The organism is Mucilaginibacter endophyticus (assembly GCF_003351025.1).
Classification (GTDB): domain Bacteria; phylum Bacteroidota; class Bacteroidia; order Sphingobacteriales; family Sphingobacteriaceae; genus Mucilaginibacter; species Mucilaginibacter endophyticus.
Map to the genome: position 1 here is coordinate 53100 of NZ_QPCG01000001.1, position 26258 is coordinate 79357.

The 26258-nt window shown below is 42.7% G+C and carries 25 protein-coding genes; 9 read left to right on the forward strand and 16 right to left on the reverse strand.

From position 1 onward, the window contains the following. Window positions 1–10: 10 nt before the first annotated feature. The 3 genes from DUL71_RS00210 (at window position 11) to DUL71_RS00220 (ending at window position 3635) form a co-directional block, all read left to right on the forward strand. On the forward strand, window positions 11–2005 hold the full coding sequence (locus DUL71_RS00210; RefSeq protein ID WP_114936235.1) for a M1 family metallopeptidase: 1995 nt from the start codon (window positions 11–13) through the stop codon (window positions 2003–2005). A gap of 181 nt (window positions 2006–2186) precedes the next feature. Further along, on the forward strand, window positions 2187–3029 hold the full coding sequence (locus tag DUL71_RS00215) for an oxidoreductase (RefSeq protein ID WP_114936236.1): 843 nt from the start codon (window positions 2187–2189) through the stop codon (window positions 3027–3029). 288 nt (window positions 3030–3317) lie between these two features. Then, window positions 3318–3635, forward strand: a complete 318-nt coding sequence (locus tag DUL71_RS00220) for a hypothetical protein (RefSeq protein WP_114936237.1) — start codon at window positions 3318–3320, stop codon at window positions 3633–3635. Between the two features lie 11 nt (window positions 3636–3646). Here DUL71_RS00220 and DUL71_RS00225 read toward each other — a convergent pair whose 3' ends face one another. Together DUL71_RS00225 and DUL71_RS00230 are read right to left on the reverse strand one after the other, a co-directional pair. Further along, a complete protein-coding gene (locus tag DUL71_RS00225; protein ID WP_114936238.1) occupies window positions 3647–4381 on the reverse strand; it encodes a LytR/AlgR family response regulator transcription factor in 735 nt (244 codons plus the stop codon). Continuing rightward, window positions 4378–5493 (reverse strand): sensor histidine kinase, encoded by a 1116-nt coding sequence (locus tag DUL71_RS00230; RefSeq protein WP_114936239.1) that lies wholly within the window; start codon window positions 5491–5493, stop codon window positions 4378–4380. Before DUL71_RS00230 ends, DUL71_RS00225 begins: the two co-directional genes overlap by 4 nt. Window positions 5494–5732: 239 nt before the next feature. Between DUL71_RS00230 and DUL71_RS00235 the strand changes: the two genes are divergently transcribed. Beyond that, window positions 5733–6044 (forward strand): hypothetical protein, encoded by a 312-nt coding sequence (locus DUL71_RS00235; RefSeq protein WP_114936240.1) that lies wholly within the window; start codon window positions 5733–5735, stop codon window positions 6042–6044. A 65-nt stretch (window positions 6045–6109) separates the two neighbouring features. Here the strand turns inward: DUL71_RS00235 and DUL71_RS00240 are convergent, their stop codons facing one another. The 12 genes from DUL71_RS00240 to hemC form a co-directional block, all read right to left on the reverse strand. Then, a complete protein-coding gene (locus DUL71_RS00240; protein WP_114936241.1) occupies window positions 6110–7108 on the reverse strand; it encodes an ABC transporter ATP-binding protein in 999 nt (332 codons plus the stop codon). A gap of 147 nt (window positions 7109–7255) precedes the next feature. Beyond that, window positions 7256–8086, reverse strand: coding sequence for an outer membrane beta-barrel protein (locus DUL71_RS00245; RefSeq protein WP_114936242.1), 831 nt, complete (start codon window positions 8084–8086; stop codon window positions 7256–7258). Between the two features lie 33 nt (window positions 8087–8119). Beyond that, a complete protein-coding gene (locus DUL71_RS00250; RefSeq protein WP_114936243.1) occupies window positions 8120–8920 on the reverse strand; it encodes a hypothetical protein in 801 nt (266 codons plus the stop codon). Beyond that, window positions 8904–9473: an RNA polymerase sigma factor gene (locus DUL71_RS00255; RefSeq protein ID WP_114937414.1), complete on the reverse strand. Its 570-nt coding sequence runs from the start codon at window positions 9471–9473 to the stop codon at window positions 8904–8906. The genes DUL71_RS00250 and DUL71_RS00255 overlap by 17 nt, the downstream gene beginning before the upstream one ends. A gap of 350 nt (window positions 9474–9823) precedes the next feature. After that, complete coding sequence (locus tag DUL71_RS00260; protein ID WP_114936244.1) at window positions 9824–10357, reverse strand: CopD family protein; 534 nt, start codon at window positions 10355–10357, stop codon at window positions 9824–9826. A 105-nt stretch (window positions 10358–10462) separates the two neighbouring features. Further along, window positions 10463–11488: a uroporphyrinogen decarboxylase gene (gene hemE / locus DUL71_RS00265; protein ID WP_114936245.1), complete on the reverse strand. Its 1026-nt coding sequence runs from the start codon at window positions 11486–11488 to the stop codon at window positions 10463–10465. Between the two features lie 119 nt (window positions 11489–11607). Continuing rightward, window positions 11608–12171: a hypothetical protein gene (locus DUL71_RS00270; RefSeq protein ID WP_114936246.1), complete on the reverse strand. Its 564-nt coding sequence runs from the start codon at window positions 12169–12171 to the stop codon at window positions 11608–11610. After that, entirely contained in the window at window positions 12171–12878 is a 708-nt protein-coding gene (locus DUL71_RS00275) for a response regulator transcription factor (RefSeq protein ID WP_090529686.1), read from the reverse strand. Before DUL71_RS00275 ends, DUL71_RS00270 begins: the two co-directional genes overlap by 1 nt. Before the next feature lie 14 nt (window positions 12879–12892). Then, window positions 12893–13768 carry a sensor histidine kinase gene (locus DUL71_RS00280; protein WP_114937415.1) on the reverse strand — a complete coding sequence of 292 codons (876 nt, stop codon included), beginning with the start codon at window positions 13766–13768 and terminating at the stop codon, window positions 12893–12895. 86 nt (window positions 13769–13854) lie between these two features. Continuing rightward, the gene (gene hemL / locus DUL71_RS00285) at window positions 13855–15222 is read right to left on the reverse strand and encodes a glutamate-1-semialdehyde 2,1-aminomutase (RefSeq protein WP_114936247.1); all 1368 of its coding nucleotides are present in this window, start codon (window positions 15220–15222) and stop codon (window positions 13855–13857) included. Between the two features lie 207 nt (window positions 15223–15429). Further along, on the reverse strand, window positions 15430–16401 hold the full coding sequence (gene hemB, locus DUL71_RS00290) for a porphobilinogen synthase (protein ID WP_114936248.1): 972 nt from the start codon (window positions 16399–16401) through the stop codon (window positions 15430–15432). Window positions 16402–16512: 111 nt separating this feature from the next. Continuing rightward, a complete protein-coding gene (gene hemC / locus DUL71_RS00295; protein ID WP_114936249.1) occupies window positions 16513–18087 on the reverse strand; it encodes a hydroxymethylbilane synthase in 1575 nt (524 codons plus the stop codon). Window positions 18088–18468: 381 nt separating this feature from the next. On the opposite strand from hemC, the gene DUL71_RS00300 reads away from it, so the two are divergent. Both DUL71_RS00300 and DUL71_RS00305 read left to right on the forward strand, forming a co-directional pair. Beyond that, window positions 18469–20838, forward strand: coding sequence for an ABC transporter permease (locus DUL71_RS00300; protein WP_114936250.1), 2370 nt, complete (start codon window positions 18469–18471; stop codon window positions 20836–20838). Between the two features lie 51 nt (window positions 20839–20889). After that, window positions 20890–21426, forward strand: coding sequence for a hypothetical protein (locus DUL71_RS00305; RefSeq protein ID WP_114936251.1), 537 nt, complete (start codon window positions 20890–20892; stop codon window positions 21424–21426). A gap of 120 nt (window positions 21427–21546) precedes the next feature. On the opposite strand, the gene DUL71_RS00310 is transcribed toward DUL71_RS00305, so the two are convergent. Then, complete coding sequence (locus DUL71_RS00310; protein WP_114936252.1) at window positions 21547–21993, reverse strand: hypothetical protein; 447 nt, start codon at window positions 21991–21993, stop codon at window positions 21547–21549. A 214-nt stretch (window positions 21994–22207) separates the two neighbouring features. Between DUL71_RS00310 and DUL71_RS00315 the strand changes: the two genes are divergently transcribed. Next, window positions 22208–23269, forward strand: a complete 1062-nt coding sequence (locus tag DUL71_RS00315) for a sensor histidine kinase (RefSeq protein WP_167443283.1) — start codon at window positions 22208–22210, stop codon at window positions 23267–23269. A gap of 8 nt (window positions 23270–23277) precedes the next feature. Further along, complete coding sequence (locus DUL71_RS00320) at window positions 23278–24000, forward strand: LytR/AlgR family response regulator transcription factor (RefSeq protein ID WP_208645459.1); 723 nt, start codon at window positions 23278–23280, stop codon at window positions 23998–24000. 317 nt (window positions 24001–24317) lie between these two features. Here DUL71_RS00320 and hemA read toward each other — a convergent pair whose 3' ends face one another. Beyond that, the gene (hemA, locus tag DUL71_RS00325; RefSeq protein WP_112572970.1) at window positions 24318–25544 is read right to left on the reverse strand and encodes a glutamyl-tRNA reductase; all 1227 of its coding nucleotides are present in this window, start codon (window positions 25542–25544) and stop codon (window positions 24318–24320) included. Between the two features lie 168 nt (window positions 25545–25712). Between hemA and DUL71_RS00330 the strand changes: the two genes are divergently transcribed. After that, the gene (locus DUL71_RS00330; protein ID WP_114936253.1) at window positions 25713–26102 is read left to right on the forward strand and encodes a DoxX family protein; all 390 of its coding nucleotides are present in this window, start codon (window positions 25713–25715) and stop codon (window positions 26100–26102) included. The last annotated feature ends 156 nt before the right edge of the window (window positions 26103–26258 follow it).

A 26258-nucleotide genomic window follows, 5' to 3' on the forward strand; every position in this document is an offset into this window, starting at 1 on the left:
TTGACTGAACATGAAATTAAAACTGATGGCAGGTTGCAGCCTTGCCTTTATGTTGGCCGCGAGCGCCAGTTACGCGCAACAGCCAGCGCCTCCCACCACTACCACACCCGCCGGATCTGTTTATGATTATCACGAAACTTTTGGTCCTGGGTTTTATACTAAAAACGGTACCGAATTTCGCGCGGCGAGCGGTGAACCAGGATATAAATACTGGCAAAACCGTGCCGATTATCAATTGGCTGCCAAACTGAACGATCAAACCAATGAAATTACCGGTTCAGAAGTTTTAACTTACACCAACAACAGCCCGCAAACATTAGGTTTTATGTGGATGCAGCTGGATCAAAACTTGTTTAAGCTTGATTCACGTGGTACTGCCATCGTTCCGCCTGCAGGTAGCCGTAACTGGGGCCGTGGCGAGGCATTTGACGCCGGTTATAAAATTAAATCGGTTAAAGTTGCCGGCCTGAAAGGCGAATATGTTGATGTTAAATTCCTGATCACTGACACCAGGATGCAGGTTTTCCTTCCAAAGGAAATTGCAGCCAACGGTGGCCAGGCTAAATTGAAAATTGAGTATTCATTCGTTTCTCCAAACTACGGGTCAGACCGTATGGGTTACCTGCAAACCAAAAATGGTAAAGTTTATACCATTGCACAATGGTACCCACGCGTATGTGTATATGATGATGTAATGGGCTGGAACACCTTACCGTACAATGGTCCGGGCGAGTTTTACCTTGAATATGGTGATTTTGACTTGAATATCACTGCTCCTGCAAATCACATCGTAGTAGCATCCGGCGAATTATTGAACCCTCAGGAAGTATATACTCCTGAACAGTTGAAACGCTGGGCAGCCGCCGAAAAAAGCGAAAGCACGGTGATCATCCGTTCGGCTAATGAGGTTACCGATCCAAAATCACGCCCTGCCGGTAAAGCCGAATTAACCTGGCATTTTAAAATCAAAAACGCGCGTGACGCTTCATGGGCTTCATCTGCCGCATTTATTGTTGATGCTGCCAAGATGGACTTGCCAAGCGGAAAAAAATCAACCGCGATATCAGCTTACCCTGTTGAAAGCGATGGTAACGATGCGTGGGGCCGTTCAACTGAATACGTAAAAAAATCTATTGAGTATAACTCATCAAAATGGTTTGAGTACCCTTACCCTGCTGCTACAGCAGTTGCCGGTATTGTAGGTGGTATGGAATACCCTGGTATCGTTTTCTGCGGTGCTAAAGCTAAAAAGGCAAGCCTTTGGGGTGTTAACGACCACGAGTTTGGTCATACATGGTTCCCGATGATCGTAGGTTCAAACGAGCGTATGTACGGTTGGATGGACGAAGGTTTCAACACTTTCATCAACACCCTGTCTACAGCTAACTTCAACAACGGCGAGTACAAAAGCACCCGTGTGCCTGATATGCATGCCACTGGTAGCAACTTCACCAGGCCAGATCTTGAGCCTATTATGAGCCAGCCGGCTAACCTGAAAGAAAGAAATACAGGTACCCTGCTTTACTCAAAACCAAGTGCTGGTTTAGTATTGCTGCGTGAGCAGGTATTAGGCCCTGAGCGTTTTGATTTCGCGTTTAAAACGTACATCAACCGCTGGGCATTTAAACACCCAACTCCTGACGACTTTTTCCGCACTATGGAAAATGCTGCCGGTGAAAACCTGCAATGGTTTTGGAGAGGCTGGTTCCTGAACGATTGGCGTTTAGATGTTGCCGTAAGCGATGTAAAATATGTTGACAATGATCCAACTAAAGGCGCATTGATCACATTAGACAACCTGGGTAAAATGGCAATGCCGGTTATCCTGGAAATCAAAACAAAAGGCGGTAAAGTTGAGCGTATGAAACTTCCGGTTGAAATCTGGGAACGTTACGCGTCATGGACATTCAAATATCCATCAACAGAAGAAATTGAATCAGTTACTTACGATCCGGACAAAGTATTGCCTGACTACAATCAGGACAATAACGTTTGGAAAAAATAATTTCCCTCTAAATTCTCTCTAAAGGGGATACTTTATAGAAACGGCGATGAGTTAAAAGCTCATCGCCGTTTTTTGTTGGTTATATCGGGGATTTTGAGCGGCTATAGTGTAACAATGAAGTTCACCTGACAAACAATTACGGCTGCTACCGTTAATTTTACAATATCAAACACAAACTATTATGAAAAACAAAGTATGGTTAATAACAGGCTGCTCAACCGGTTTCGGCCGTGAACTGGCGAAGCTTGTTTTGCAGTTAGGTTATAAAGCAGGTGTTGCCGCGCGTAATACCGATGACGTAAAAGACATTGTTGAAGGCTATCCTGAAACCGCGGTAGCATTAAAACTTGATGTAACAAAGCCAGAGGAGGTCAAAACTGCTGTTGAAACGGTTACGCAGAAATTCGGCACTATCGATGTATTGGTAAACAATGCCGGTATCGGTTATTTTGGCGCTATTGAAGAGAGCGAGGATGAGGAAGTACGCCGCATGTTTGAGATTAACTTTTTTGGCCTTGCAGCCATGACCAAAGCTGTATTACCAATTATGCGCGCACACAAAAGCGGACATATACTTAACATAGCATCTATTGGTGGACTTGTTGGTTTCCCGGCAGTAGGTTTTTATAATGCCACTAAATTTGCTGTTGATGGATATTCTGAAGCATTAGCTAAAGAAACCAAGCATTTAGGCATCAAGGTTACTGTGATTGCTCCGAGCGGTTTCCGTACCGACTGGGCTGGTCGCTCAGCTAATAACAGCAAAATCGTTATTGATGATTATAAAGAAACAGCAGGCACTAACAAAAACAATATCCGTGGTTACAGTGGTAAACAGCCCGGCGATCCGGAACGTGCTGCCAAAGCTATTGTTGACGCGGTTGAAACCGAAAATCCACCGTTACGTTTGTTGTTAGGCAAGGCGGCCTTGAAAGGCGCGCGCAATAAACTGCAGGAGCTGCAAAAGGATTTTGATACCTGGGAAGCAACCACGGTAGGTGCTGATTTTCCGGAGGGGGAATAAAGTTTTTACTTTAACCTTTACAGATTTAAGCATCGTCGTCATTTTAAGAATCCCCTCTTGAGAGGGGGCGCGTAGGAATGAGCGGCAGCAGGGGTGTGTTTCTGCATGCGATAAGCAAAGCACAGTAACACAACCCTCCACCCCCTCTCAAGGGGGGAATCACACAATCCCGCGCTTTTTTCATATGACGTGGACAACCTACTAATGTCTGAATTCAAGCCATAGACGATTAAACCTATATTAGGTCTTCAGTTTTTCGTAAATTACATTCATAAAAACCTGAAAATCATGGGACAGATTGTAATTGTAGCCTATAAGCCAAAACCGGGCAAAGAGGAAGCACTCAAACAATTAATGAAAACGCATCTACCGCGTCTTAAACAGGAGGGTTTGGTAACTGATCGTGAATCTATCATCATGGAAGCAGCTGATGGTACTATTATTGAAGTTTTTGAATGGTTAAGCGCCGAAGCTATTGCCAATGCGCATAGCAATAAAGCCGTACAGCAAATGTGGGGTGAATATGCAGCGGTTTGTGATTACGTTCCGTTAAACACGCTGAAAGAAACTAACGATATGTTTGCAGGTTTTAAGCCTGTTGATTGAGGTAACACCCTTTACCCCATCTGCAACCGTTCGCTCTTTAATTTCTTCTGCACGTCCTGCTTATAATTACGACCGATAGGCAACTCATGCCCGGCAACATCTATGCTATAGGCATAGAAAGAATCTATTTTGTTGAGCGCAACTATAAACGAACGATGGATGCGTACAAACCTGTTTTCGGGCAGCATTTCTTCTAACAGGCTTATCTTTTGCCGTGTGATATGCGTCTGATTATTTACGGCCACTACTTTCACATAATCGCGCAGGCTTTCTATCCATAAAATATCATTGATATTTACCTTGATCGTTTTTCTATCTACCTTCAAATAAATGAATGTATGCGCATCGCTTACCGGCTCCTCATGGGCAATCAAGGGTTTACTCTTATGCTCGTTAAGCTGATAGATTTTATCAACTGCCCGCAAAAACCGTTCGAAAGAAATAGGTTTGAGCAGGTAATCAACAGCGTTTAATTCAAAGCCATCAAGCGCGTATTCGCTGTAGGCTGTGGTGAAAATTACCTTGGGCGGATTCTTTAGGCTTTTCAGCAGATCTGTTCCTTTTATCCCAGGCATCTGGATATCGAGGAACATCAAGTCGATGGGTTTTTGTTGTAGCAGCCTGAAAGCCTGGATACCATCGGTACAAGTGGCGGTAACCTCCATTTCGCTAAAGCGAGCAAGGTAGTTTTTCAACACCTCAATGGCATGGGGCTCATCATCAACTATGAGGGTACGTATTTTCATGCGGTTACCATTTGTTGTGTTGCGGATTGTTTTACGGTTTTCAGATCGAGATCGAGCGCCACAAAAAAAGTATCATCTTCATTTACAATTTTCAACCGTGACGAATGAGGGTAAAGCAGGTCGAGCCTTTTAGTTACATTTTTTAAACCGATATGTCCGGGCGTATTGCTTGTATCAACAGGATGATCGGGTTTGCTGTTGGCTACCTTTAGCTTAAAATGGTTTAACGTAACACTTATATCAATATTGATCCAGGTAGCGCCAACCTGCTCGCTGGTGCCATGCTTAAAGGCGTTTTCGATAAAAGGCAATATCAGCAGCGGTGCTATGGTTTTATCTTTTAAATTACCGGTAATGGTAAAGTTTATATCAATACGGTCTTCGTACCGAAGCTTTTCAAGCTTTACATACTGCTGCATCATAAATACTTCTTTCTCTAAAGGAACTTCATTATCGGAGCATTCATAAAGCATGTAACGCAGCAGATCCGACAGGCCGATAATAGCCTGCGGTGATTTTGGCGAGTTGTTAAGACTTAAAGAGTAAAGGTTATTAAGTGTGTTAAATAAAAAGTGTGGATGTACCTGGGCTTTCAGCGCATTAAGCTCGGCTTCCAATGCGGCTTGTTTGCGCTCATACCACATTTTAAACAGCTTAATGGCAATCACAAAACCCGTGAACAGGTTGGTTCCTTTAAACGAATTTACAAGGCTTTGCCCATCCATTAACTGCTCAAAGAAGGGGCGATGTGTAGAGGCTATATAATCCGCGTCGGTTACGTGCATCACCCTGATGAGATAAGGAGCAACAAAAAAGATCCCTATTGTACGGCTGATGAACATACATGCAAACACCAGCGGGATCAGCATCAGGAAAAACATCACATAGCGCTTTTCAAAAACATATTTGGGGATCAGCCAATAGGCAATGGCATAATAATAAGCAATTTGTATAGGCATATACAAAACGTTATTACGCATGGATACCCAAAAGTTGGTTTGGAACGAATAAAGTGTCGTGATGAAAAACGATACAATCACCCAAAATATCACATGCTGCCAAAAACGCGGCAGCCTGACATTATTAAGCATTATATCGAAGCCATTATTCATAATGCTAATTTACTGTAAAACAGTTTAATTGAATGGTTTCTTACCCAAAAGTGCGACAAACGGCAATCAACTAATGACGAACAGCCGGGAATAGGGCAGCTACCATCGCTTTCTACTGTCGAAAGTTTATTCGTCGTGTTAAAATGCAGTTTATCGTAACTGGCAGGTAGTATGCCTACATTACTTTTACCTCAATTTAACGGCGTTTAATTTTAGTTTATAAATTAAAAAATAACGCCATGAAGAAGTTAATTATCACAATTTGCATCCTGGCATTTGCAGCAGCTGCAGTGCAGGCTCAGAATAAAATAACAAACACCCACGGTTTTTGGGTGGTAGAACACAACGTTGATTTACCCCGTGTACAAACCGTTAGATTTTATAACGATAACAATAAGCTGATGTACGAGGAAACGGTTTACAGCAAGCTCAATATCAAAAAGAAAAAGACCCGCCTGGCGCTTGATCAGATATTAGACAGGCTAAATGAACGCACCGCATATATCGAAAACAAAAACCTGGTAATGCTAAGCCTTAATTTAAGGAATTAAGATTTTTTTAAATATACGTTTAAGAAAACCGGTAGCCAACGCGAGGTATGGCGCCGGTTTGTTTTTTAATATTCCAGGTATTTCTCCACCCGTAGCGCTACCGAATCTCCTTCAGTATATTTCCCTGTTTCTTCGCTCAAAACCCGTAGGATAATATCACCATGCTCAAGGATCAGATCTTCATAAAAACCTTTAAATAATACCTGTTTAACAACCCAACTGCGGGTAGCCGCTATTAATTTGATTTTGATATGTTCAGGGTAAATAACCGCGTATTCTTTTGATATTTCAACACCGCAAAGTTTTGCTTCAGCAGCATTAAGTACATTGCAGTTGCTAAGCAGCTGGGCGGTATAAAGAAATTTAGGATGTTTATATAGGGCTTTAGGATTACCGTGTTCAACTATTTCACCTTTGTTCAGTACAATAAGCTCATCGGCCATCGAGAGTACTTCTGCAGGGTCATGTGATACCATAATTACCGTTAAGCCGGTTTCTTTAACTATCTGCCTGATATCATGTTGCAAGCCTTCCCTGAATGATGTATCAACCTGGTTAAAGGGTTCGTCGAGCAGTAGTACTTCAGGATGGGTGATAATGGCGCGCGCAATAGCTACACGTTGTTTTTCGCCACCGCTCAGGTCGGCAACCCGCTTATCAGCCATAGCAAACATATTAAGTTGCTTTAGTACCTTTTCGGTTTTTTCTTCTTTAGCTTTAAGATTGGTTGCGGGGAGCATGGCCGCTACGTTATCCCAAACTTTTGCAAAAAGGTTGAGATCATCGGTATGTTGTGTAACCATTTTCATGGCATCATGACCGGGGATCAGTTTTTCCTCAGGTCCCCAAATGCGTTCGCCCTTAAAATAAACTGTGCCTTCATCAGGAGAAAGTAATCCATAAAGCAATCGGAGTAAAGTGCTTTTGCCGCTTCCACTTTCGCCAATTATCGCTGTGATCTTGCCCGGTTCTATAACCAATCCGGTCTTTTTTACACCGGATTGCTGTTTTCCAGGATATATTTTAGTTACGGCAACCGCCTGCAAAAAAGGAATATCTGACATCAAGGGCAAAGATAAACCGTTGATGGTTATGATTACGTTGATTGCGTTGATTTTTTACCATTGATTAGTTGTGATTAGGCCAATTGCGTTGATCTTTTAAGAGCGGACAACATCAGCGAAATCAACGTAATCAAAAAAGATCAACGGTCAGAAGCCAAATGTTAATCCAAACGAGAAGTTCCTCAGGCCTTTTTGATCGGGGCTGTTTTCAAACATATCGTTGAAGTAATATTTGGCATACAGGCCCATGATGCCATAACCCATACGTACAAATACACCTTTGCGAAGTTTGGCAAAATGATAATCATCATTAAATTTCTGCTTACCATTTTCATCGCTGATCTGTTTTACACGACCATTGAGCAAGATGCCAATCTCCGGACCGGCAACTAACCTGAAATAATTTCCGCGGTCGTCTTCATGGCTGCGGTAGTAGAACGATAGCGGAATGCGGAGATAGCTTGATGAAAAACGGTTTTTGCTATAATGAATACTGTCCTGAACGTATGTTAACACAGGGGCATTACGCTGTATGGTGATATCGTTCCGGAGACGGATATGTGTCCAGTCGAAACCGCCGGAAACATAGATCTTGAAAGCGCTATTAAACCGGTAACCAAATTGCAGCACATCAAAACCAAAGTTGCTGGTTTTCCACTGGCGATAGCTTAAAAATTTATTCTTGTTAGATAGGGTAAAGCTGCCGTTATCTACTAAGGTAGCAAAGCCAAGGTCGATCCTTGAAAAGGTTACACCGAATGAAAAGCCAGGCGCTTTGTGAGCATGGTAAGCGGTATCAGACCTGTCATTGTTAATATTAACCTGTGCCACATCATCACCAAAGCCAAGCTTTACTTTGACGTGCTTTTTATGGGTGGTAGTGTCTGTAGCGCTTTGTGCAGAATCAGCTGGGGTGCTTTGAGCGAAAACAAAGCTCGCGGCAAGGCACATTATGATGGTAAAAGTCAGGCGTTTCATATTATTGTGGTATATCTATCGTTCGCTAAAATATTATTTGTCTTTGTCTTTTTTCACTTTAATAAAGCCGAGGTTTAAGCCGGTAATGGTGGCGTCGTCTTCGTCGGTATTGCTAAATTCAATCACTTTGTCTTTACGTTTGTCAACAGCGGCAATCACCACGTTGAAAACATCGCCGAGGCTACGGATCCGATGTTTTTTAACAGGTTTTGCAGTTGCCGGGGCAGATGGTACAGGTGTTTGGGCTATTAACACGGGCTGTGTTTTTTCGCTGTTGATAAGGGTTGCCGTTGGGCTGATCTTTGTTGTTGTATCCGGGGCCGTGGTTTTAACAACGTGATAGCCTGCTGCAGGGTCGCTTGCAAATAAGGGTTCCGCTTCATGGATAATTACAGGTAATGGGGCAGCGGTTGTTGGCTCCGGTATGGCTTGTGTCAAATTTTTTTTTGATTTAATTTTCCTCGTTTGCGCTATACTGTTAGTTGATGCTATAACCGGATTTGCAGGTACTTTGTTTTGAGTTGGGGTTGGAGGTGCCACCGGCTCAACTTTAGGTGCAACGGGCTGTTTTATTGGTTCATGCGTTTTTGCTATTTCTGTTGGATGATGCTGGTCACTATGTTTAATTGGTTGTTTAGGAATAAACAGTATGCCTGCGGTAATCAGCAATATTACGCCGGCCGCCGCGCTTAGCAAGGGCAATAATATCCTTTTACGCTTATCCGCGTTTAGTTCGGTGTTGATGTCCTGCCATACCAGGGCCGATGGTTGTATTTCCAGGTCATCAAGCTTTCGTTGAAACAGCCTGTCCAGTTCCTTATCCTGCATATCCATAACTTTTGCCCTCCATTTTAGCAATTTGTTCTTTCAATATTGTACGAGCCCTTGATAGCTGCGATTTTGAGGCACCCTCGGTAATGCCAACAATTTCTGCTATCTCTTTGTGCGAATAACCTTCCAGCGCGTAAAGGTTAAACACTATGCGGTATCCTGGCGCCAGTCGCTGTATCATGCCCATCAGCACTTTTGCATCCAGGTTAGCGGCCGCAAGCGGATTAACCGACGGCTCGTGCCCTGCTTCTTCAATATCAATTACCTGCATCATTTTATGATGTTTACGGTAATACTCAATTGAACTGTGAACCATGATGCGCCTAACCCAACCCTCAAACGATCCCTCGCCCCGGTAATCATCCATTTTTTTGAACACCCTTATAAAACCATTCTGCAACATGTCTTCGGCCTCCATGCGGTCGGTAGCGTAGCGCATGCATACCCCCAGCATTTTTGAGGCAAACTGTTTATAAAGCAGTTCCTGCGCCTTTCGCTCGCCGGCCCGGCAGCGGTCTATCAATTGCTGAATGGTATATTTAGGTTCCAAAAACATCATTTATAAGTAAGATGACATAGTGGTGCAAATGGTTGCATTGTGATGTAAATATTTTGGATAAATAGTTTATTGGATAAAAAGCGATGCAAAATAGAGATATCGCTTTAAAATACGAGGCACCTACGGAGCCCTTAAAATTGATTTAATATTTTCTATAAACACGTTACCCCGCTGGGGTAAACGGCGATTTCAAAACTCCGTTAGGAGTATCGTGTTTGTAGCAAACAATCAATCGGAAAGGGGGCTCCGTAGGTGCCTCGTGTAGATGGTTAATTTATAAGAGTAGTCCATCTGCCAAAAGATATTGATTGGATTGGCAGGAAAAATTGAGATAGCGAATTAGATGTTTACTTCTTCTCCCTGTATCTTTTATAAATCTTAACGGCAATCATCAATATCACGCCTAAAGAAACTATTCCCACTACGCCAAACACCCAGCTTAAGGTATCTTTTTTTACAGCCAGGAAAACTATGGCAAATAGAAAAATGGTTGCGAGTTCATTCCAAAGGCGTAGCTGACCCGATGTCCATTTGAAAACGCCATTACGCATTTGTTTTATTTTGGATTCGCAAATGTGATGATAGCCCACCAAGCCAAATACGAAAGTTAGTTTGATATGCAGCCATGGCATTTTTAACCATGCAGGATATAAATACAGCATGGTACAACCCGCCAGGATGGTAAGCAGCATGGATGGTTTGGCTATAACGTTCCATAGTCTGCTTTCCATAATTTCAAATTGTTTGGAGAGGATGGTGCGCTCGGGTTCGGGTTTATCCTGTGCTTCGGTATGATAGATAAACAAGCGCACGATATAAAATAACCCCGCCATCCAGCAGACTACAAAAATGATGTGTATAGCGAGAACGTATTGGTACATATTGTAAAAAACTGTCATTGCGAGAAACGAAGTAATCGCGAACTTTGCATATAGGCTTGCATAATTCGCGATTGCCACGCTATCGCTCGCAATTACATGTCGGTTTTAGTTTCGGTATTCTTTTATCACTTCTACCGCGTACTTCACATTATCAAACGGAATATCGGGCATAATGCCGTGACCCAGGTTAAAGATGAAGCCGTTTTCGCCCTTCATACGGTCGAACAGGCGATAGATGCGTTCTTTAATTACTTTTTTATCAGCATAAAGGATGTGCGGATCAAGGTTACCTTGTACTGCTATACCTGCCGGTAAACGTTTTTTGATATCTAACAAATCAACATTCCAGTCTATTGAGATCACATCCGGCTTAGCCTCGGCCATTAACGGCGCGAAAACCGAGCTGCCTTTACAGAAAGAGATCACCGGGATATCTTTACGGTTTAGCTTGCTAATGATCTCGGCAATATAACGGTGACTAAATTCTTTATAATCATCCCATGCTAAAGCCTGTGCCCAGCTGTCAAAGATCTGCACGGCGTTAACGCCTGCTGCAATTTGCATGTTCAGGTAATCGGCTGTAACAGTTGCAATTTTTGATAACAGCTGATGGGCCATTTCCGGCTCATTGTGCAGCATCAGTTTGGTGCGCTTAAAATCTTTTGATGATCCGCCTTCAACCAAATAGCTCATTACAGTAAATGGGGCACCTGCAAAACCGATCAAAGGAATACGACCGGCAAGACGTTGCTGAATAACTTTGATAGCATCGCCAACATATTGCAGTTTATCTAATACATCTGTTTGCAGGTTGTCAACATCGGCCTGTGTACGTACCGGGTTTGCAAACAGCGGACCAACGCCTGCGTTAAAGCTCAGGTCGCCGCCCATGGCTTCGCCGGTAACCAGGATATCTGAAAACAAAATTGCACCATCAATCCCTAACAGATCAACTGGTAGCATGGTAACATCGGCAGCAATCTCCGGTGTTTTACACATTTCAAGGAACGAGTATTTGTTTTTGATGTCCCAATACTCTTTCATAAAGCGGCCTGCCTGCCTCATCATCCAAACCGGCGGGCGTTCTGTTTGCTCCGAAAATGCCGCTTTTATTAATAACGAATCTCTCATATTTTGGTTAGATACAAGAAGTCAAGAATCAAGAACCAAGAAGATAACGTGTTTCTTCCTAATTCTTGCTTCCTGACTCTTGCCGTCTTGTTTTCTTACTTTCTTGTCTTCCGACTTTTTTATCTTGAATCCTGACTCTTAAAGTCTTGACTCTTCTTTCCTGGCTCTTTTTTCAACTCCTGCTGAAGGCGGTTAATTACTTCCTTCATTTTGGCGGTTATTTTTTCTTTATGCTTTTCGGCTAATTGCAGGTAGGCCTGGGCTTTTTCAAGGTTGCCCCGCCTGATGCTGATATTGGCCACGCTAACTAAGGCGGCTACGTGATCATTAACCGAACGTAAAGGGTACTGTGCCGCAATTTCATAATGTTTCTCGGCCTCCTCAAACTCCTGCCTTTGCAGGCATAAGCCGCCGTAGATAAACTCATAATACCCTCTGCGGTTTTTGCTGAGCCATTCGGGTTTCATGATCTCCTTTAACGATGCAGCTGTTTTGTCATAATCCTTAACATGAAAATGCCTGGATGCAACAATTAGAGTACCCTGTCTGAAATAATCCCAGATAAGCAGGATGATCATCATTGCTGCTACTGCTGCCAGCTCATAAACACGGAAATACATCAACACACCTAACGACAGCAGAAATATAAACGCAATGAAAATACGTATCCTGTTACTGAACATTAATGCTGGTTATCGGTAAATTTATAGCCTACACCGCGGATAGAGTGAAAATAAACCGGGTTTTTAGGATCTGGTTCAAAATACTTGCGGAAGGTTAGGATAAAGTTATCGATAGTACGGGTTGACGGATAAACGTCATAGTTCCAAACGGTTTCCAGGATCTGCTCACGTGATACGGCGTCATTACGGCGCTCGATCAGCAATTTAAGCAGCATGGTTTCCTTTTTGGTAAGGGCGGTAATTGAGCCATCTTCATTAACCAGTTCAAACGAGTTAAAGTGGATAGTTTTATCACCGATTTTGTAGCTGTTAAACTCTTTCAGGTCTTCACCTTTCAGGCTGCGTTTTACCAGGTTGTTTACCCTTAAAATAAGTTCCTCAAGGTTAAACGGTTTGGTAAGGTAATCGTCAGCTCCTTTTTTCAGGCCCGAGATCTTGTCCTCATTGGTGTTTTTAGCCGTAAGGAACATGATAGGTACTTCTGTATTTTCAAGCCTGATGGTTTCCGCAACAACAAAGCCGTCAATTTCGGGCATCATTACGTCAAGTATTACCAGGTTAAAACGCTCTTCTTTAAACAGTTGTAAAGCTTTTTTGCCGTTTTTAGCCGGAGTTACCTTGTAGCCTTCCAGCTCAAGGTTAAGCTTAATTGCTTCTAACAAATGCTCTTCGTCTTCGGCCAATAAAATCCTTTTTTTGTTTGGCATGCTCATATTCTAATTTAGGTTAATCCAAATGTAACTTCAAAAATACTACCAGCAGGGCGGTTATCCTTAACCCTGATGCTGGCCTGGTGTTTATCCAACACCTCCTTAACAATATAAAGGCCCAATCCGGTACCTTTAGTGTTACGGGTTTCTTCGCTGCCTACGCGGTAAAAGCGATCAAAAATGCGCGTCTTTTCCTCGTCGGCTATACCGATACCATGATCGGCTACCTGTAAATAAACTTTATCATCTTTCGAAAACAGCTTTACCCCTACAGATGAGCAAGGGCTTGAATATTTTACAGCGTTTTCTATCAAATTGGTTACAACCGATGTAAGGGCAAACTTATCGCCAACAATCTCAACCTTAGGTTCAATCTCAGCCTCGATGATCTGCTGGTTGCAATCGCATTTGGTGATCTGCAGGCGGTTAACAATACTATCAACCAAAACCGAAAGGTTAAAACTGGCCTTAGGGAAGCTGTATGAGCGGTTCTCGATTTTAGACGCCAGCAGCATGTTTTCAACCATATCATCCAAGCGTTCAACGTCGTTTAACGATTTGTCGATAAAATCAAGGATCTGCTCCCTGGTCAGCTGCCTTTTTTGAATGGTTTGCAACAGGATCTTTATAGATGCCAGCGGCGATTTCAATTCATGCGTTACCGAAAGCAGGAAGTTTTTTTTCTGCTCCTGCAGTTTACGCTCTTTGTTAAAAGAACGGTGCAGGTTGATTGCGCCAATTAAAAATACGGCAACAAACATGGCCCCTTCGCCCAGGATCATGCCGGTACGGCGCGGTTGCAGCGTAACCAGCATATAGCCCCACCACACCAGTTCGGCAACGGCATAGGTGATGAGCGCGTAAAAAATAACAAATGACTTTTTCATTCGAGTTTTCAGTTTGCGGTTTGCTGTTGGCAGTATTTTTTCAGTTTGCATATTCAATTGCAAACTGCCTACCGGCAACTGCCAACTTATTTACCGTTAAATACTAAATCTAAACTATCAAATATAGCACGTTTTGTTTTCTCCAGGTCAATCTTGGTGTGTGCCGATGATATAAAACCAACCTCGTAGCCCGACGGACCTAAATAAATGCCCCGGTTTAGCAACTCGCGATGGAATTTCTTGAATTTTTCCATGCTTGACGCGTCAATATCTTCGGCTTTACGAATATACTCTTTATCTGTAAAAGCAAACCAGAATATAGAGCCTATGCCAAACACTTTGAATTTATAATTACGGGCAGTAGCAAAACGCTGGATAGCTTCTACGAATTCTTCTGTTTTATTGTTCAGGTCGCGGTAAAAGCCCATGCGCAAAAGCTCGCTAAGCTGGGCGATACCGGCACCCATAGCAACTGGATTACCTGATAATGTACCTGCCTGGTAAACCGAACCCTCTGGCGAAATATTGCTCATAATTGCCGCCGATGAGCCATAAGCACCAACAGGCATACCTCCGCCAATAATTTTACCATAAGTAATGATATCTGGCTTGATCTGGTAGTAACCGGCCGCGCCTTCAAAGCCAACACGGAAGCCTGAGATCACCTCATCAAATATCAACATAGTGCCATTTTGAGTACAGATCTCGCGCAGGTATTGCAGGTATTCTTTTTCCTGCAATAGCAGGCCGTTATTTGCCGGTACAGGCTCAATAATTACAGCCGCAATCTGGTCTTTAAACTCTTCAAAAGCTTTAGCCAAAGCTTCTTTATCATTAAGCGCTACCACAATGGTTTCGTCGGCAACTGATTTAGGTACACCGGCAGATGAAGTTTCGCCGAAGGTAACCAGTCCTGATCCTGCTTTTACCAATAAGGCATCGGCGTGACCATGATAGCAGCCTTCAAATTTTAAGATCTTATCGCGTTTGGTATATCCCCGGGCTAACCTGATAGCCGACATCACAGCCTCAGTACCTGAGCTTACAAAGCGAATTTTTTCAATAAACTTATTGTTTTTCAGGATCAGCTCGGCCAGTTCATTTTCCAGCGCGGTAGGAGCACCGAAGCTCATGCCGTTTTGCATTACCTCAATAACTTTTTCCCTTACTTTGGCATTGTTGTGACCAAGGATCAGTGGTCCCCATGAGCAGCAGAAGTCAATGAACTCATTGCCATCGGCATCCCAGATATGGCTGCCATCACCTTTTTGAATAAACAGCGGCGTGCCATAAACAGACTTGAAAGCCCTTACCGGTGAGTTTACACCACCTGGAAAATAAGTCTGGGCCTTAGCATAGAGCTCGGCCGATTTTTCACGACTGATATCGGGCTTGCCCGTTGTATTTACCGGTTCATCCTCTGCAGAAAACATCTTTTTTATTGAATCGAACATTTTTATGAGCTTAAAACTGAAAGCCAAAGGCTTAAAGCTTGATTTTTGTATTTTTTATAACCGGCTTAAAGGCGTTTTGTAAGTTGTCATTACTGGGGGCTCTCTCTGTAAAGTCCGCGATTGCTTCGTGCCTCGCAATGACGGGATGATAATTAATGGTTATTAGCTTCTACCTTTCGCCTTTCACCTTTTCCCTTTCACCTCAACCTACAACCACTTATTCTCCAAAACCTCTTTGGCATGGTAAGTTAAAATAGCAGTTGCACCGGCACGACGGATGCTGGTAAGCACCTCGGTGATGGCACGCTGCTCATTTAACCAGCCACGTTGTATAGCGGCTTTGATCATGGCATATTCGCCACTTACGTTATATGCGGCAACCGGCAGTTCGGTATTATCTTTTATCAGTTTAATAACGTCAAGGTAGGGCAGGGCTGGTTTTACCATCAGGAAGTCCGCGCCTTCAATCTCATCCAGTTCGGCTTCAATCAAGGCTTCGCGCTGGTTGGCCGGATTCATCTGGTAGGTTTTTTTATCGCCAAATTTAGGTGCCGAATTAAGGGCATCCCTGAAAGGGCCATAAAACGCGCTTGCATATTTTGCCGAGTATGACATGATAGACACATTGGTAAAGCCGTTATCATCCAAAACATTACGGATGTAACCTACGCGACCGTCCATCATATCTGATGGGGCAATGATATCAGCACCTGATTGCGCATGCGCCAAAGCCATTTTGCCTAAAACGTCAAGCGTTTCATCATTCAGGATTACGCCGTTTTCCACGATGCCATCATGACCGTCGCTGCTGTACGGATCCATAGCTACGTCGGTAATTACGCAGGCTTCAGGAAAGTTTTTCTTTACCTCGCGGATAGCGCGCAGATAAAGACTTTCATCTCGGTAGCTTTCAGTAGCGAATTTGTCTTTTAGTTCTTCGGCGATATTAGGGAACAGGTCAAAAGAGTTTAAGCCCAGCTTAAGGCAGCTTTCAATCTCGCGCAGCAGGTTATCAATAGAATAACGGAAAATGCCCGGCATTGAGGCCACTTCACTTTTCTGGTTTACGCCGTCAATAATAAACAGCGGAAAAATCAGGTTAGCAGCGCTAACATGTGTTTCCTGCACCATCTGGCGTATCACTTCGCTTTTGCGATTCCTTCTTGGTCGTTGTAACATTTTATTTAGTTCATTAGTTCACTGGTTTATTAGTTCATTGGTCTTTTCTCATTTGCAAGGCTTATGAAAGCGATACTAATGAACCAGTGAACGAATGAACCAATGAACGCTTTAAAGTCCAAACACTGCCTCTGCCAGCCCAACTTCGTCGGGTGAGTAGGGGAGCGTGTATTTTACACCCATTTCGTCAAACTTTTTGCCGGTTGATTTACCTATGGCCACGACCTTTTGGTATGGGTCCAGCAGGTTATCGGCAAAGTAGGCTTCTACGTTTGATGGGCTTGTAAACACCATCACGTCGGCACCGCTGGCTTCAACATCTTCTTCCAGTACAGTTTCGTAAACCGGCAAGTCGATGATTTTGGTATCGGCAGATAAGCCTTGTTGTATGCTCCTCATTGGGCTTTCGGCGCCTGGGAACAGTACTATTTTACCATTGGCCAGTTTTGCAAATTCTTCGGCAACTTCGGCGGTATCAGTTCCTTCGCCAACATAATCGGTAAAGTGACCTTTACGGCGAAGCATTTCTTCGCTGCCACTGCCCATTACCCCAAATTTTACTTTTTTAGGAAATTGAGGGTTTAACTGGAAAAAGTACTCAACAGCATTTTTGCTGGAGAAAAATACCCAGTCGATATTTTTTAATATGTATGAGTCAAAACGGGTAATCACAGGAACGGTACGGATCAGCGAACGATCTTCTATCTGGATGCCGTGTTTTTCAAGCGCTTTGCGGAAGTAGCTTTGTTGGCCAAGTTCGCGCGAAATAAACACGCTCGCCGGGTGTTTGCGGTCTTTAGCAAATTTGGCTACTACTTTTTCTGCAAGGCCTTCGGTAGTTGGTGCTTCTAAAAATAGTCTGTCCGGAAATTCATCGCCTTCGTTGGCTTTAGAAGTAAACACCTGGAAAAGGCCATCTTCCTTGCGGCAGTAACAGCCCAAAGGCAGGTGGCAGCCACCGCCAAATAATTTCAATACGGTACGTTCAACAGCAAGCTCTTCAGCAACATTGGTATGGTGTAATGCTTGCAGGGCTTCAAAAAGCTCATGGTCGTTTTCGCGGATCTGGATAGCCAGCGCGCCTTGTGCAGGTGCCGGGATCAGTTCAACCGGGGTGATCTCTTCCACATGAAACTCGCTCAGGTCAAGACCTAAACGGGTAACGCCAGCTTTGGCCAGCATAATGGCATCATATTTTTCATCGCGAAGCTTACCAATACGGGTAGGCACGTTTCCGCGAAGGTCTTCAATTTCAAGGTCGGGACGGTGGGCCAATAGCTGCGCTTTACGACGGTTTGATGAAGTGCCCACAATAGCGCCATATTTAACAGATAGCTTTTGGTGCACATCAACACAGTCTTTCAAGATCAACAACAGTTCAGCCGGATCTTCCCGTTCTGAAACTGCTGCGATGATGAGTCCCGGAGGATTTTCAGTTGGCAGGTCCTTATGTGAGTGGACCGCGATATCTATAGTGCCTGCAATTAATTCTTCTTCTAATTCTTTGGTAAAAAAGCCTTTACCTTCCAGCTTATCAAAGCTGAGGTTCAGGATACGGTCGCCCTGGGTTTTAATGATCTTTAACTCGGCGGTAATGTTAATGGCAGCAAGGCTGTCTTTAACGAAATTGGCCTGCCACAAAGCCAATTCGCTGCCACGGGTTCCTATAATCAGTTTTCTGTCCAAAAGAATGAATGTTTTACAGCTGCAAATTTAATTTTTTATGCCGATGATAAGGCACAACAACTTAACGAATTATTGTTAATTGCAACAAAATGACTGTAATGTGTGGGTTAGGTGCAGTATAAATTTACCTTGCATATCGCATAGATGGTAAACAGGTTCCGCGCCCGGATATTTGTGCGGTGATAGGATCATAATCGTTGTTGCCGACTGCCGCTGTATCGGGCAAAAACGCACACCTGTTGTAACGTTTCCGAACGATGTAATAAGCGGACTTTGTTTAAATTATTGTTTTTCAGTAGTTTAAGTGGGTGGCATGAGTTTTAGGCGTTCAGCTGTATTAAATAATATTTTAGGTTTAACATCTGCTACAATCACATACCTATGTTCAAAACATATTTTAAACTGGCTTACCGGAATATTTTAAAAGACAAGGCATATTCCATTATCAATATATCGGGTTTAGCGATAGGACTTGCCTCAAGTATCCTGATTCTGCTTTGGGTGCAAAATGAATTAAGCTATGATAAATTCCATAAAAATGCAGGGCAGATCTATCGAATCAACAGCGATTTTGGCGATTCTAAAACGGCGGCAAGTTCGGCAGGAATGCCCTTTGGGTTAAAAGCGGAGATACCTGCTGTTAAAAACGCTGCCCGGTTGTACCCGGGTTTCCCTTCTGTTTTATTTGATGTTAACAACCGGAAATTTCAGGAAGAGCGTGTGTTTTATGCTGATCCAAATTTCATGGAGATGTTTTCGTATCCTTTGTTAAAAGGAGACCGGGCCACTGCTTTAAACCAGGCCAATGGTGTTTTAATAACACAGGATATTGCTACAAAATACTTCGGAAAGGAAAATCCTATTGGTAAGGTGATCCGGAAGGATAACAAAGAGAATTTAGTAGTTACAGGTGTTATGGCCAATATTCCGGGCAACTCCGATCTGCAGTTTGACATCCTGCTTCCGATGGCTTTGATAGCTCAAACCAATTACGATCTGAAAAATAATGAATGGGCCAATTTTAACTTTTTCGGCTATGTTCAACTCGATAAAAATTTTGATCCGTCTGCGGCCAATGTATCTGAACTGGAAACACAGATAGGTCATATTTTTCATAAACATAGTCCCGATACCAAGGCTACATTTAAGTTACAAGCCTTAACCCAAATACATCTTGCTCCTGAAAGATTAGGAGATTCGCCGGGCCACGGGAATTCACAGTATGTAAGCATCTTTTTTGTGATTGCCATATTGATACTTGTTGTAGCCTGTATCAACTTTATGAACCTGGCTACCGCGCGCTCGGCACGAAGAGCTAAAGAAATAGGCTTACGCAAGGTTGCAGGTGCTGTGCGCGGCCAACTGGTAATCCAGTTTCTAAGTGAATCGGTATTTATTTCTTTTCTTTCCCTGTTACTTGCGCTTGTTATTGTCCGTATGTTTTTGCCGGTGTTTAATGATCTGGCTAATAGGAAACTTGTTATTAACCTGTCTGACGCGAAACTTTGGTTTAGTTTGGCAGGCATTGCCCTTGTAACCGGTATCATTTCGGGTAGTTACCCAGCCTTATTCCTTTCAGGCTTTAACCCGGTTAAAGTGCTTAAGGGGAATATGAAGTCGATGGGAGGTAATTTGTTTTTCCGTAATACTTTGGTCGTAGTTCAGTTCATGGTATCTATTGTATTGTTGGTTGGTACGGTAGTTATCTATAATCAGCTTAAATTTATCAGGGACAGGAACCCAGGTTTTGAAAAAGCCAACTTGCTATATATACCCATGACGGGCGAGATCTGGCATAAGCAGGAGGCTTTGAAAAATATACTAAAACAAACCTCGCTTACAAGCGATTTTACTACGATTACCGATCTGCCGACAGAGCTTGGCGGTTGGACGCTTAACGTGAAGTGGAATGGCAAAGATCCGCGCTCGCAAATTTCTATCCCGGTAATGGCTGTCGACGAAGATTTTACGCGCACATTCAGAATAAAATTAGCCGCCGGCCGAAGTTTTTCATCGGCTTTTAAAACCGACTCGAATAATTATATGATCAACGAAAAAATGGCGAGTTTAATGGGCCTTACCACCAGTACTGCCGTGGGCAAGCCATTAGCGGTTTGGGGCAATAAGGGTACAATTGTTGGGGTTGTAAAAGATTTTAATTTTAAGCCCGTTCAGCAAACCATTGAGCCACTGGTTATACCTTTCAATAAAGTTGGTGGGTATGTGGTGGTACGCACGCTACCCGGAAAAACCGAGGCAACTATAAAGATTTTATCAGCAATTAGCCAGCAACTAAACCCGGCCTATCCCTTCAAATTTGATTTTATTGATCAGGAGCTATCCAAACTTTACAAAGGCGAACAACAAATGGGCAATATCTTTAACCTTTTTGCCGGTTTGGGTATCTTTATTTCATGTCTGGGATTGTATGGCTTATCAGCCTTTATGGCCGAGCAGCGCACCAAAGAGATTGGCGTACGTAAAGTATTAGGGGCATCTGTAGTAAACCTGGTTTATTTATTATCATCAGGAATTACCAGGTTAATCCTCATTGCCATAGTGATAGCTATCCCGCTTTCCTGGTATGCTGTAAATAGTTGGTTATCGGGCTTTGCATATCACATTAATGTGGGCTGGACGGTGTTCTTTATAGCTTCTGTAGCCGCGTTAGCTATTGCCTGGATCACGGTAAGTTATGAATCTGTAAAAGCCGCTACCGTAAACCCGATAAAGAGTTTAAGGACGGAGTGATAGTGTGCTTATTAATGGTAACTTAGTTTAACAATTAAGCCGTATATCACAATGCTCCTGGCGAAAAGACTCAGCCTTTTATTAATAATACTTAGCCTGGTTTTTACTGGAACAATTCGTTGCCAGGTACAGGATAGTTTAAAGAAGCTGGCAGGTAAATATATACAGGCCAAACTTGATAGTGCTACAACAATCGAGCTTCAGGAAAAATTGTTTAATACCGGGAAAAGCGCCATCCCTTTTTTGATCAACAAAATTGACTGGAACGAGAAAATTGTTTTTGGTGGGAAAGATGATTTCCAATCATCGTTTGCTAATCTCAAACGCCGCGATTATGTTGGTCTGTGGGCCATGTACTTAATCGAGCATATTCAGAAAGGGAGTTTAAACGGAAAGCCGGACGGAACTGGAACTATGGAGATAATATTTTATAAGCATCTGCAACTGGAGTATGCCGATATGAAAGAGATGAAGGCTTTATACCAAAAATGGTGGGACAGGAATAAGTATAAATCTCCTGCGCAGTTAGCAAAAGAATGGAAGAACGATAAACGCCCTTTATCAGGTTCGTTTTATTATTGGAAATGATGGTGAACCAATGATTAGTACCGGGCTTATAAAACCCTTGGTATTTGAACTACCCCAATAAAAGCCTGCTACATATTGTTGTTGTTGGATACAATATGTAACAGGCAAATAACCATGTCTTTACTTCAGCATTGCCAGCATCTCGCCATTAGGTCGCTCGCGCGATGTATAATGTAAACTGAGTTCGTGATTGTTATTCTTCTTTTCCAGCTGCAACAGCTCTTTTACAGGTACCACCATAGCAAAATCAGAGGCATCGGCAAAATCCCATTTCTTCAGTGTATTTCCTTTTTCATCCTGTAGTGTAAGGCTGCGCCCTGTACCCGGGCCTTTGGTTTGGCAATGGTTATATTTAATGCGCAGCTCATCGCTTTCATTAGCTTTAGTGAGTTGCAGTACCCTCAAATTCAGGGGCTGGTTAACGTACTGTTTCAGGATAAGTTTGTTGTTTAGGTAGATTTCGTAACCGTCCAGCCCAAATTTGCTTGCGAACCCCGATGCAGTAAAGCTTAGCGTTATCAGCGTAAATAACCCTATAAACGCCTGATAAAATTTGATGTGTTTCATGATTAAAAAGTTTTAAATGAAATACTTATTTGTTTGTGCATGCAATATTAAGGCAACCGGAAATGAGGCGGAAAATTAGTAGACCAACAACCTGAAAAATAGATATCAGCCCTTTTATCCGTATCTTCCTCTATTATTTGCGCAGTTTGTCGATATAATTTTGCGGGCGAAATGCTTTTAGTTTCTTTTATGCTAAATGATATGAAACATCAAAATGGATGCGCTGGATAAACTACTTAAACTGCCGTTTTCAAAACGTAAGGTTACGTTAAGACATATCTTAATGCATGGTGCTTATTGGGTGCTCATCACCGGCTTTTTTATTTACGAGAAGAGATACCTCATATATAAAGCCAGTATGCCTTACTTTGTGGCCTGCGTTACCGGGCGTATAGTGTTGCTTATTATTATCGCTTATCTTAACCTGCAATATTTTTTACCCCGGTACCTGTTAAAAAGACGATATCTGGCTTATTTTACAGCAATCATCCTATCGGTTATTGGCTACTTAACCGCGCAAAGCCTGTTCGATTTTTACTTATATGGTTATGTAGTTGGCCCCATGCGTAACAGCAACCTGGTCGAATCGTTATCCTACAATTTTTTCAGCACACTATGGTACCTGGGCTTAATGCTTGCCTTGAAGTTGAGTATGGACTGGTACGGCCAGCAACTGGTTATCCAGAGAATTACAGTTGAAAAGCTAAATGCCGAGGTTAATTTTCTGCGGGCGCAGGTAAACCCACATTTTCTGTTTAATATCCTGAATAACCTTTATGCCCTGACGCTTAAAAAATCAGAACTCGCCCCAGATGTAGTACTGAAGCTATCAGAAATGATGGAATATATGCTGTATGACAGCACCGGTGAAAAAGTGCCGCTGGAAAAAGAGATCGGCTATCTCCATAATTACATGGAACTGGAACGATTGCGGTTTAGCGATGAGGCTGCCATTAGCCTGAATATTAATGCTGAACCAAACGGGCACGAAATAGCTCCTTTGCTTTTGTTGCCACTAATTGAAAACGCTTTTAAACACGGACTGGGCAAGCAAACCAAGGGCGGATGGTTAAAGGCGGACATCGCCATGGAGGGACATACGCTGGAGTTTATTATAGAAAATGCCAAACCTCCTTTAATGGCAGGGCATACTAAAGGTGGTATTGGTCTTGACAATTTGCGGAAACGGCTGGACCTGCTTTATCCGAATAGGTATACGCTGCTGCTGGAAGATAAAAAAGATACCTTTTGGGTAAAACTGGTAATTGAGTTATAAGAGTAACAATGGATGCCTTGCTGAAATATGTGGTAGTAGATGATGAGCCGCTTGCGCTTGAAATATTGGATGGTTACCTGAAAAAAATCGATCAGGTGCATTCGGTATTCTTGTTTAGTAACGCGGGTGATGCGCTGCGGCATTTGCAAGATCATCGGTCCGATGTGTTGCTGTTGGATATTGAAATGCCCGAGATGACAGGCATCCAGTTTCTGAAAACGCTGGCAGACCCACCGGTGACCGTTTTTACAACCGCTTATCGTAACTACGCTTTTGAAGGTTACGAATTAGGCGTAATTGACTTTTTGCTGAAGCCGATACCTTTTAAACGTTTTGAGCAGGCTATTAGCAAAATCAAAGAATTTCTATCGCTGAAAGCACAATATGACCATGCGGAGGAGCTTTTATCTGACAAGAGCACCGATTTTATTTTTGTTAAAAGTGGTGTTCAGCGGATTAAGCTTTATTTTAATGAGGTTACACACATCCAGGGGTTAAAAGATTATGCTATAATTTATACAAGCAAAGAGAAGATCCTGTTAAAAGGGTCGATCAAGGCGATGCTGGATATTTTTCCGCCGAAACGTTTTGTGCGGGTGCATAAATCTTTTATTGTATCCATTAATAAAATAACCCGTTTAGAAAGTAACCGTATTATTTTGAGTGGTCACGAGATTCCGATCGGAAGGAATTTTAAGGATGATCTGGAACGGGTGTTATCGGTACGATAGGGATGAATTAACTGGTTGAAGTTTAGCGGAGCGTAACTTCGACCTAAAATAAGGCAAGCATTCTGCTTGCGTGTCTAATATCTAAAGTTGTTGTTTACACCTGGCTTGCAGGTAACAAGATATATCCAGATACAGGGCTGGTTAAGCTGAAAGCTTAAACCATCTTAGGACGAAGTTACGCTTCGCTAAACTTCGACCAGAGATAAGGATTTCTCCTCGTACCTTGTTCGAAATGACATTTTTTTTAAATGCATATCGATATCTTAAAACAAAATTCTTAAAGAAAATTTTTAGTGCCTGGTTGCAAGATACTTCAATCAATTTTCATTGATCAATATATCCTTCGCCATGATCATGGGTACGCTGATATATTTTTTCTCCATGTAGTTGATCACTTTTTCAAGGATCTCGCGTGATTGCTCATCCAGGCCTTGTACCTCGTCGGCAAAAACGGTGTTGATGGCATTGTTGCGGATCTCTTTGATTTTTTCAGGCACCTGGCGCATGGCTACCTCAATACGGCGCTGTTTAAGCTGCTGTACAAACTCGGCAATGTTTTGCTCAATAATAGCTTCGGCATGTACCAGTTCGTGGTAGCGTTCCTGCAGGTTCTTTTTGGCAACCTCGTTAAGGGAATGTACTTCGATAAAGTTAACCGGGAATTGCTCCAGTACTTCGGGAGCAGTGTCATTAGGGATAGCAAGGTCAACTATGGTTTTCCTGCCTGTTTCGCCGTTTAACAGCGATTGGTAAATTTCGGTAGTGATGATAGGCTCCACTGCTGATGTGCAGGTGATAATGGCATCGAAACCTTTATTGTAGGTTTTCAAAGCTTCCAGGTCAAACGCCTCGCCACCCAAATCGGCAGCTAATTTTTCGGCGTTAGCCACAGTACGGTTAAATACCGCGAAGTTTGAAAATTTATGTTTTTGAAGATATTTGGAAATATTGCGGTTGGTTTCGCCTGCACCGATGATGAGGATTCGGGCATTTGAGCAAAGATTAAGGTCTTTAAGCTTGCGGTAAGCCAGCGATACTACCGAGATTGGGTTTTTGGAGATATTGGTATGTGTGTAAACCTCCTTGGCTGTTTTTACTACACAATTCATGATCATGCGCATGGCATCGCCGGTTAGGCCTGCCTCTTTGCAATGTTCATATGCCCGGCGTAACTGGGCAAGGATCTCTTTTTCGCCCACGATCAAACTCTCTAACGAACAAGAAGTACGTAACAGGTGAACCATGGCTTCCTGATCTTCATAAATAGACGCGCTATTCATGAAAGTGCTCAACGAATCGTGGCAAAGCTCTGTGTTAAAGGCTTCTATGAATTTTTTGGCAAAGTCCTTGTCAACCGCTTGCGGGGTTGTCATCACAAACTCAACACGGTTACAGGTAGCCAGGTAGAAAATTTCGGGAATATTAAACTGCTCTTTAACCTGCGCAAGTTTATCTGTCAGATTTTCCTGGCAAACCACCAATCTACCCAATTCCTTCAGTTCAATCTGTTTGTGCGTAAAAGCTATTACCTTTAGATACTTCAAAGCAGTTTTAAAATTTGACCGAACAAAAGTATCACTATTCGGCACATCCTATGTCAACACTTTGTCAAACAGGCTTATTTGGAATGGTTATAAATTATAAAAACGGCTTGCTTTGCAGTATTTAAACTGTTTTGTGGTGCGTATAACAAAATATTTGTAAATTAAATCATGAATAAGTTTAAAAAAATAAGCCTGATAATACTTGTAGCATTTTATGTGTTTGCCGGCCTTAATCACTTCCGCGATCCCGGTTTTTATTATGCTGTAATGCCTCATAACCTGCTATATCCGAAAGCTTTAAATATTGTGGCGGGTGTTGTGGAAATAACGCTTGGTTTATTACTTATCTCAACAAAAACAAGGTATTGGGCGGGCTGGGGCATTGTGCTTATGCTGATTGCCTTTCTGAGCGTGCATATTGGGATGATATTTGACGCGCCTTTTAAGGTTGAGGGGATGACAATTACGCCTTTTTTTGCCTGGCTCAGGCTTGCGGCACAATTTGTACTGATCTATTGGGTTTGGTGGCATACCAGCGATCGCGAAAAATTACTTTAAACCAATTGAGCTTTTGGATGTTGGGAGTACAGTGATGGGGTAGCTTGTTGGTTTGCCCTGCACTGCAATAAACAAACTTTGTCTTGTTGGGCGTTTGAAACACCTCGTTCGAGACAGTTCAGCATAACATAAAAATACTGATCGTAACAAAAAACT

Coding starts and splice junctions, on each gene's coding strand:
- DUL71_RS00245 (WP_114936242.1), bottom strand. CDS start 8,086: ATGAAACGCCTGACTTTTACCATCATAATGTGCCTTGCCGCGAGCTTT.
- DUL71_RS00315 (WP_167443283.1), top strand. CDS start 22,208: ATGGATGCGCTGGATAAACTACTTAAACTGCCGTTTTCAAAACGTAAG.
- DUL71_RS00225 (WP_114936238.1), bottom strand. CDS start 4,381: ATGAAAATACGTACCCTCATAGTTGATGATGAGCCCCATGCCATTGAG.
- DUL71_RS00255 (WP_114937414.1), bottom strand. CDS start 9,473: ATGTTTTTGGAACCTAAATATACCATTCAGCAATTGATAGACCGCTGC.
- DUL71_RS00275 (WP_090529686.1), bottom strand. CDS start 12,878: ATGCCAAACAAAAAAAGGATTTTATTGGCCGAAGACGAAGAGCATTTG.
- DUL71_RS00215 (WP_114936236.1), top strand. CDS start 2,187: ATGAAAAACAAAGTATGGTTAATAACAGGCTGCTCAACCGGTTTCGGC.
- DUL71_RS00330 (WP_114936253.1), top strand. CDS start 25,713: ATGAATAAGTTTAAAAAAATAAGCCTGATAATACTTGTAGCATTTTAT.
- DUL71_RS00310 (WP_114936252.1), bottom strand. CDS start 21,993: ATGAAACACATCAAATTTTATCAGGCGTTTATAGGGTTATTTACGCTG.
- DUL71_RS00230 (WP_114936239.1), bottom strand. CDS start 5,493: ATGAATAATGGCTTCGATATAATGCTTAATAATGTCAGGCTGCCGCGT.
- DUL71_RS00300 (WP_114936250.1), top strand. CDS start 18,469: ATGTTCAAAACATATTTTAAACTGGCTTACCGGAATATTTTAAAAGAC.
- DUL71_RS00305 (WP_114936251.1), top strand. CDS start 20,890: ATGCTCCTGGCGAAAAGACTCAGCCTTTTATTAATAATACTTAGCCTG.
- DUL71_RS00320 (WP_208645459.1), top strand. CDS start 23,278: ATGGATGCCTTGCTGAAATATGTGGTAGTAGATGATGAGCCGCTTGCG.
- DUL71_RS00280 (WP_114937415.1), bottom strand. CDS start 13,768: ATGAAAAAGTCATTTGTTATTTTTTACGCGCTCATCACCTATGCCGTT.
- DUL71_RS00220 (WP_114936237.1), top strand. CDS start 3,318: ATGGGACAGATTGTAATTGTAGCCTATAAGCCAAAACCGGGCAAAGAG.
- DUL71_RS00235 (WP_114936240.1), top strand. CDS start 5,733: ATGAAGAAGTTAATTATCACAATTTGCATCCTGGCATTTGCAGCAGCT.
- hemB (WP_114936248.1), bottom strand. CDS start 16,401: ATGTTACAACGACCAAGAAGGAATCGCAAAAGCGAAGTGATACGCCAG.
- DUL71_RS00270 (WP_114936246.1), bottom strand. CDS start 12,171: ATGTTCAGTAACAGGATACGTATTTTCATTGCGTTTATATTTCTGCTG.
- DUL71_RS00210 (WP_114936235.1), top strand. CDS start 11: ATGAAATTAAAACTGATGGCAGGTTGCAGCCTTGCCTTTATGTTGGCC.
- DUL71_RS00260 (WP_114936244.1), bottom strand. CDS start 10,357: ATGTACCAATACGTTCTCGCTATACACATCATTTTTGTAGTCTGCTGG.
- DUL71_RS00250 (WP_114936243.1), bottom strand. CDS start 8,920: ATGGATATGCAGGATAAGGAACTGGACAGGCTGTTTCAACGAAAGCTT.
- hemL (WP_114936247.1), bottom strand. CDS start 15,222: ATGTTCGATTCAATAAAAAAGATGTTTTCTGCAGAGGATGAACCGGTA.
- hemE (WP_114936245.1), bottom strand. CDS start 11,488: ATGAGAGATTCGTTATTAATAAAAGCGGCATTTTCGGAGCAAACAGAA.
- DUL71_RS00240 (WP_114936241.1), bottom strand. CDS start 7,108: ATGTCAGATATTCCTTTTTTGCAGGCGGTTGCCGTAACTAAAATATAT.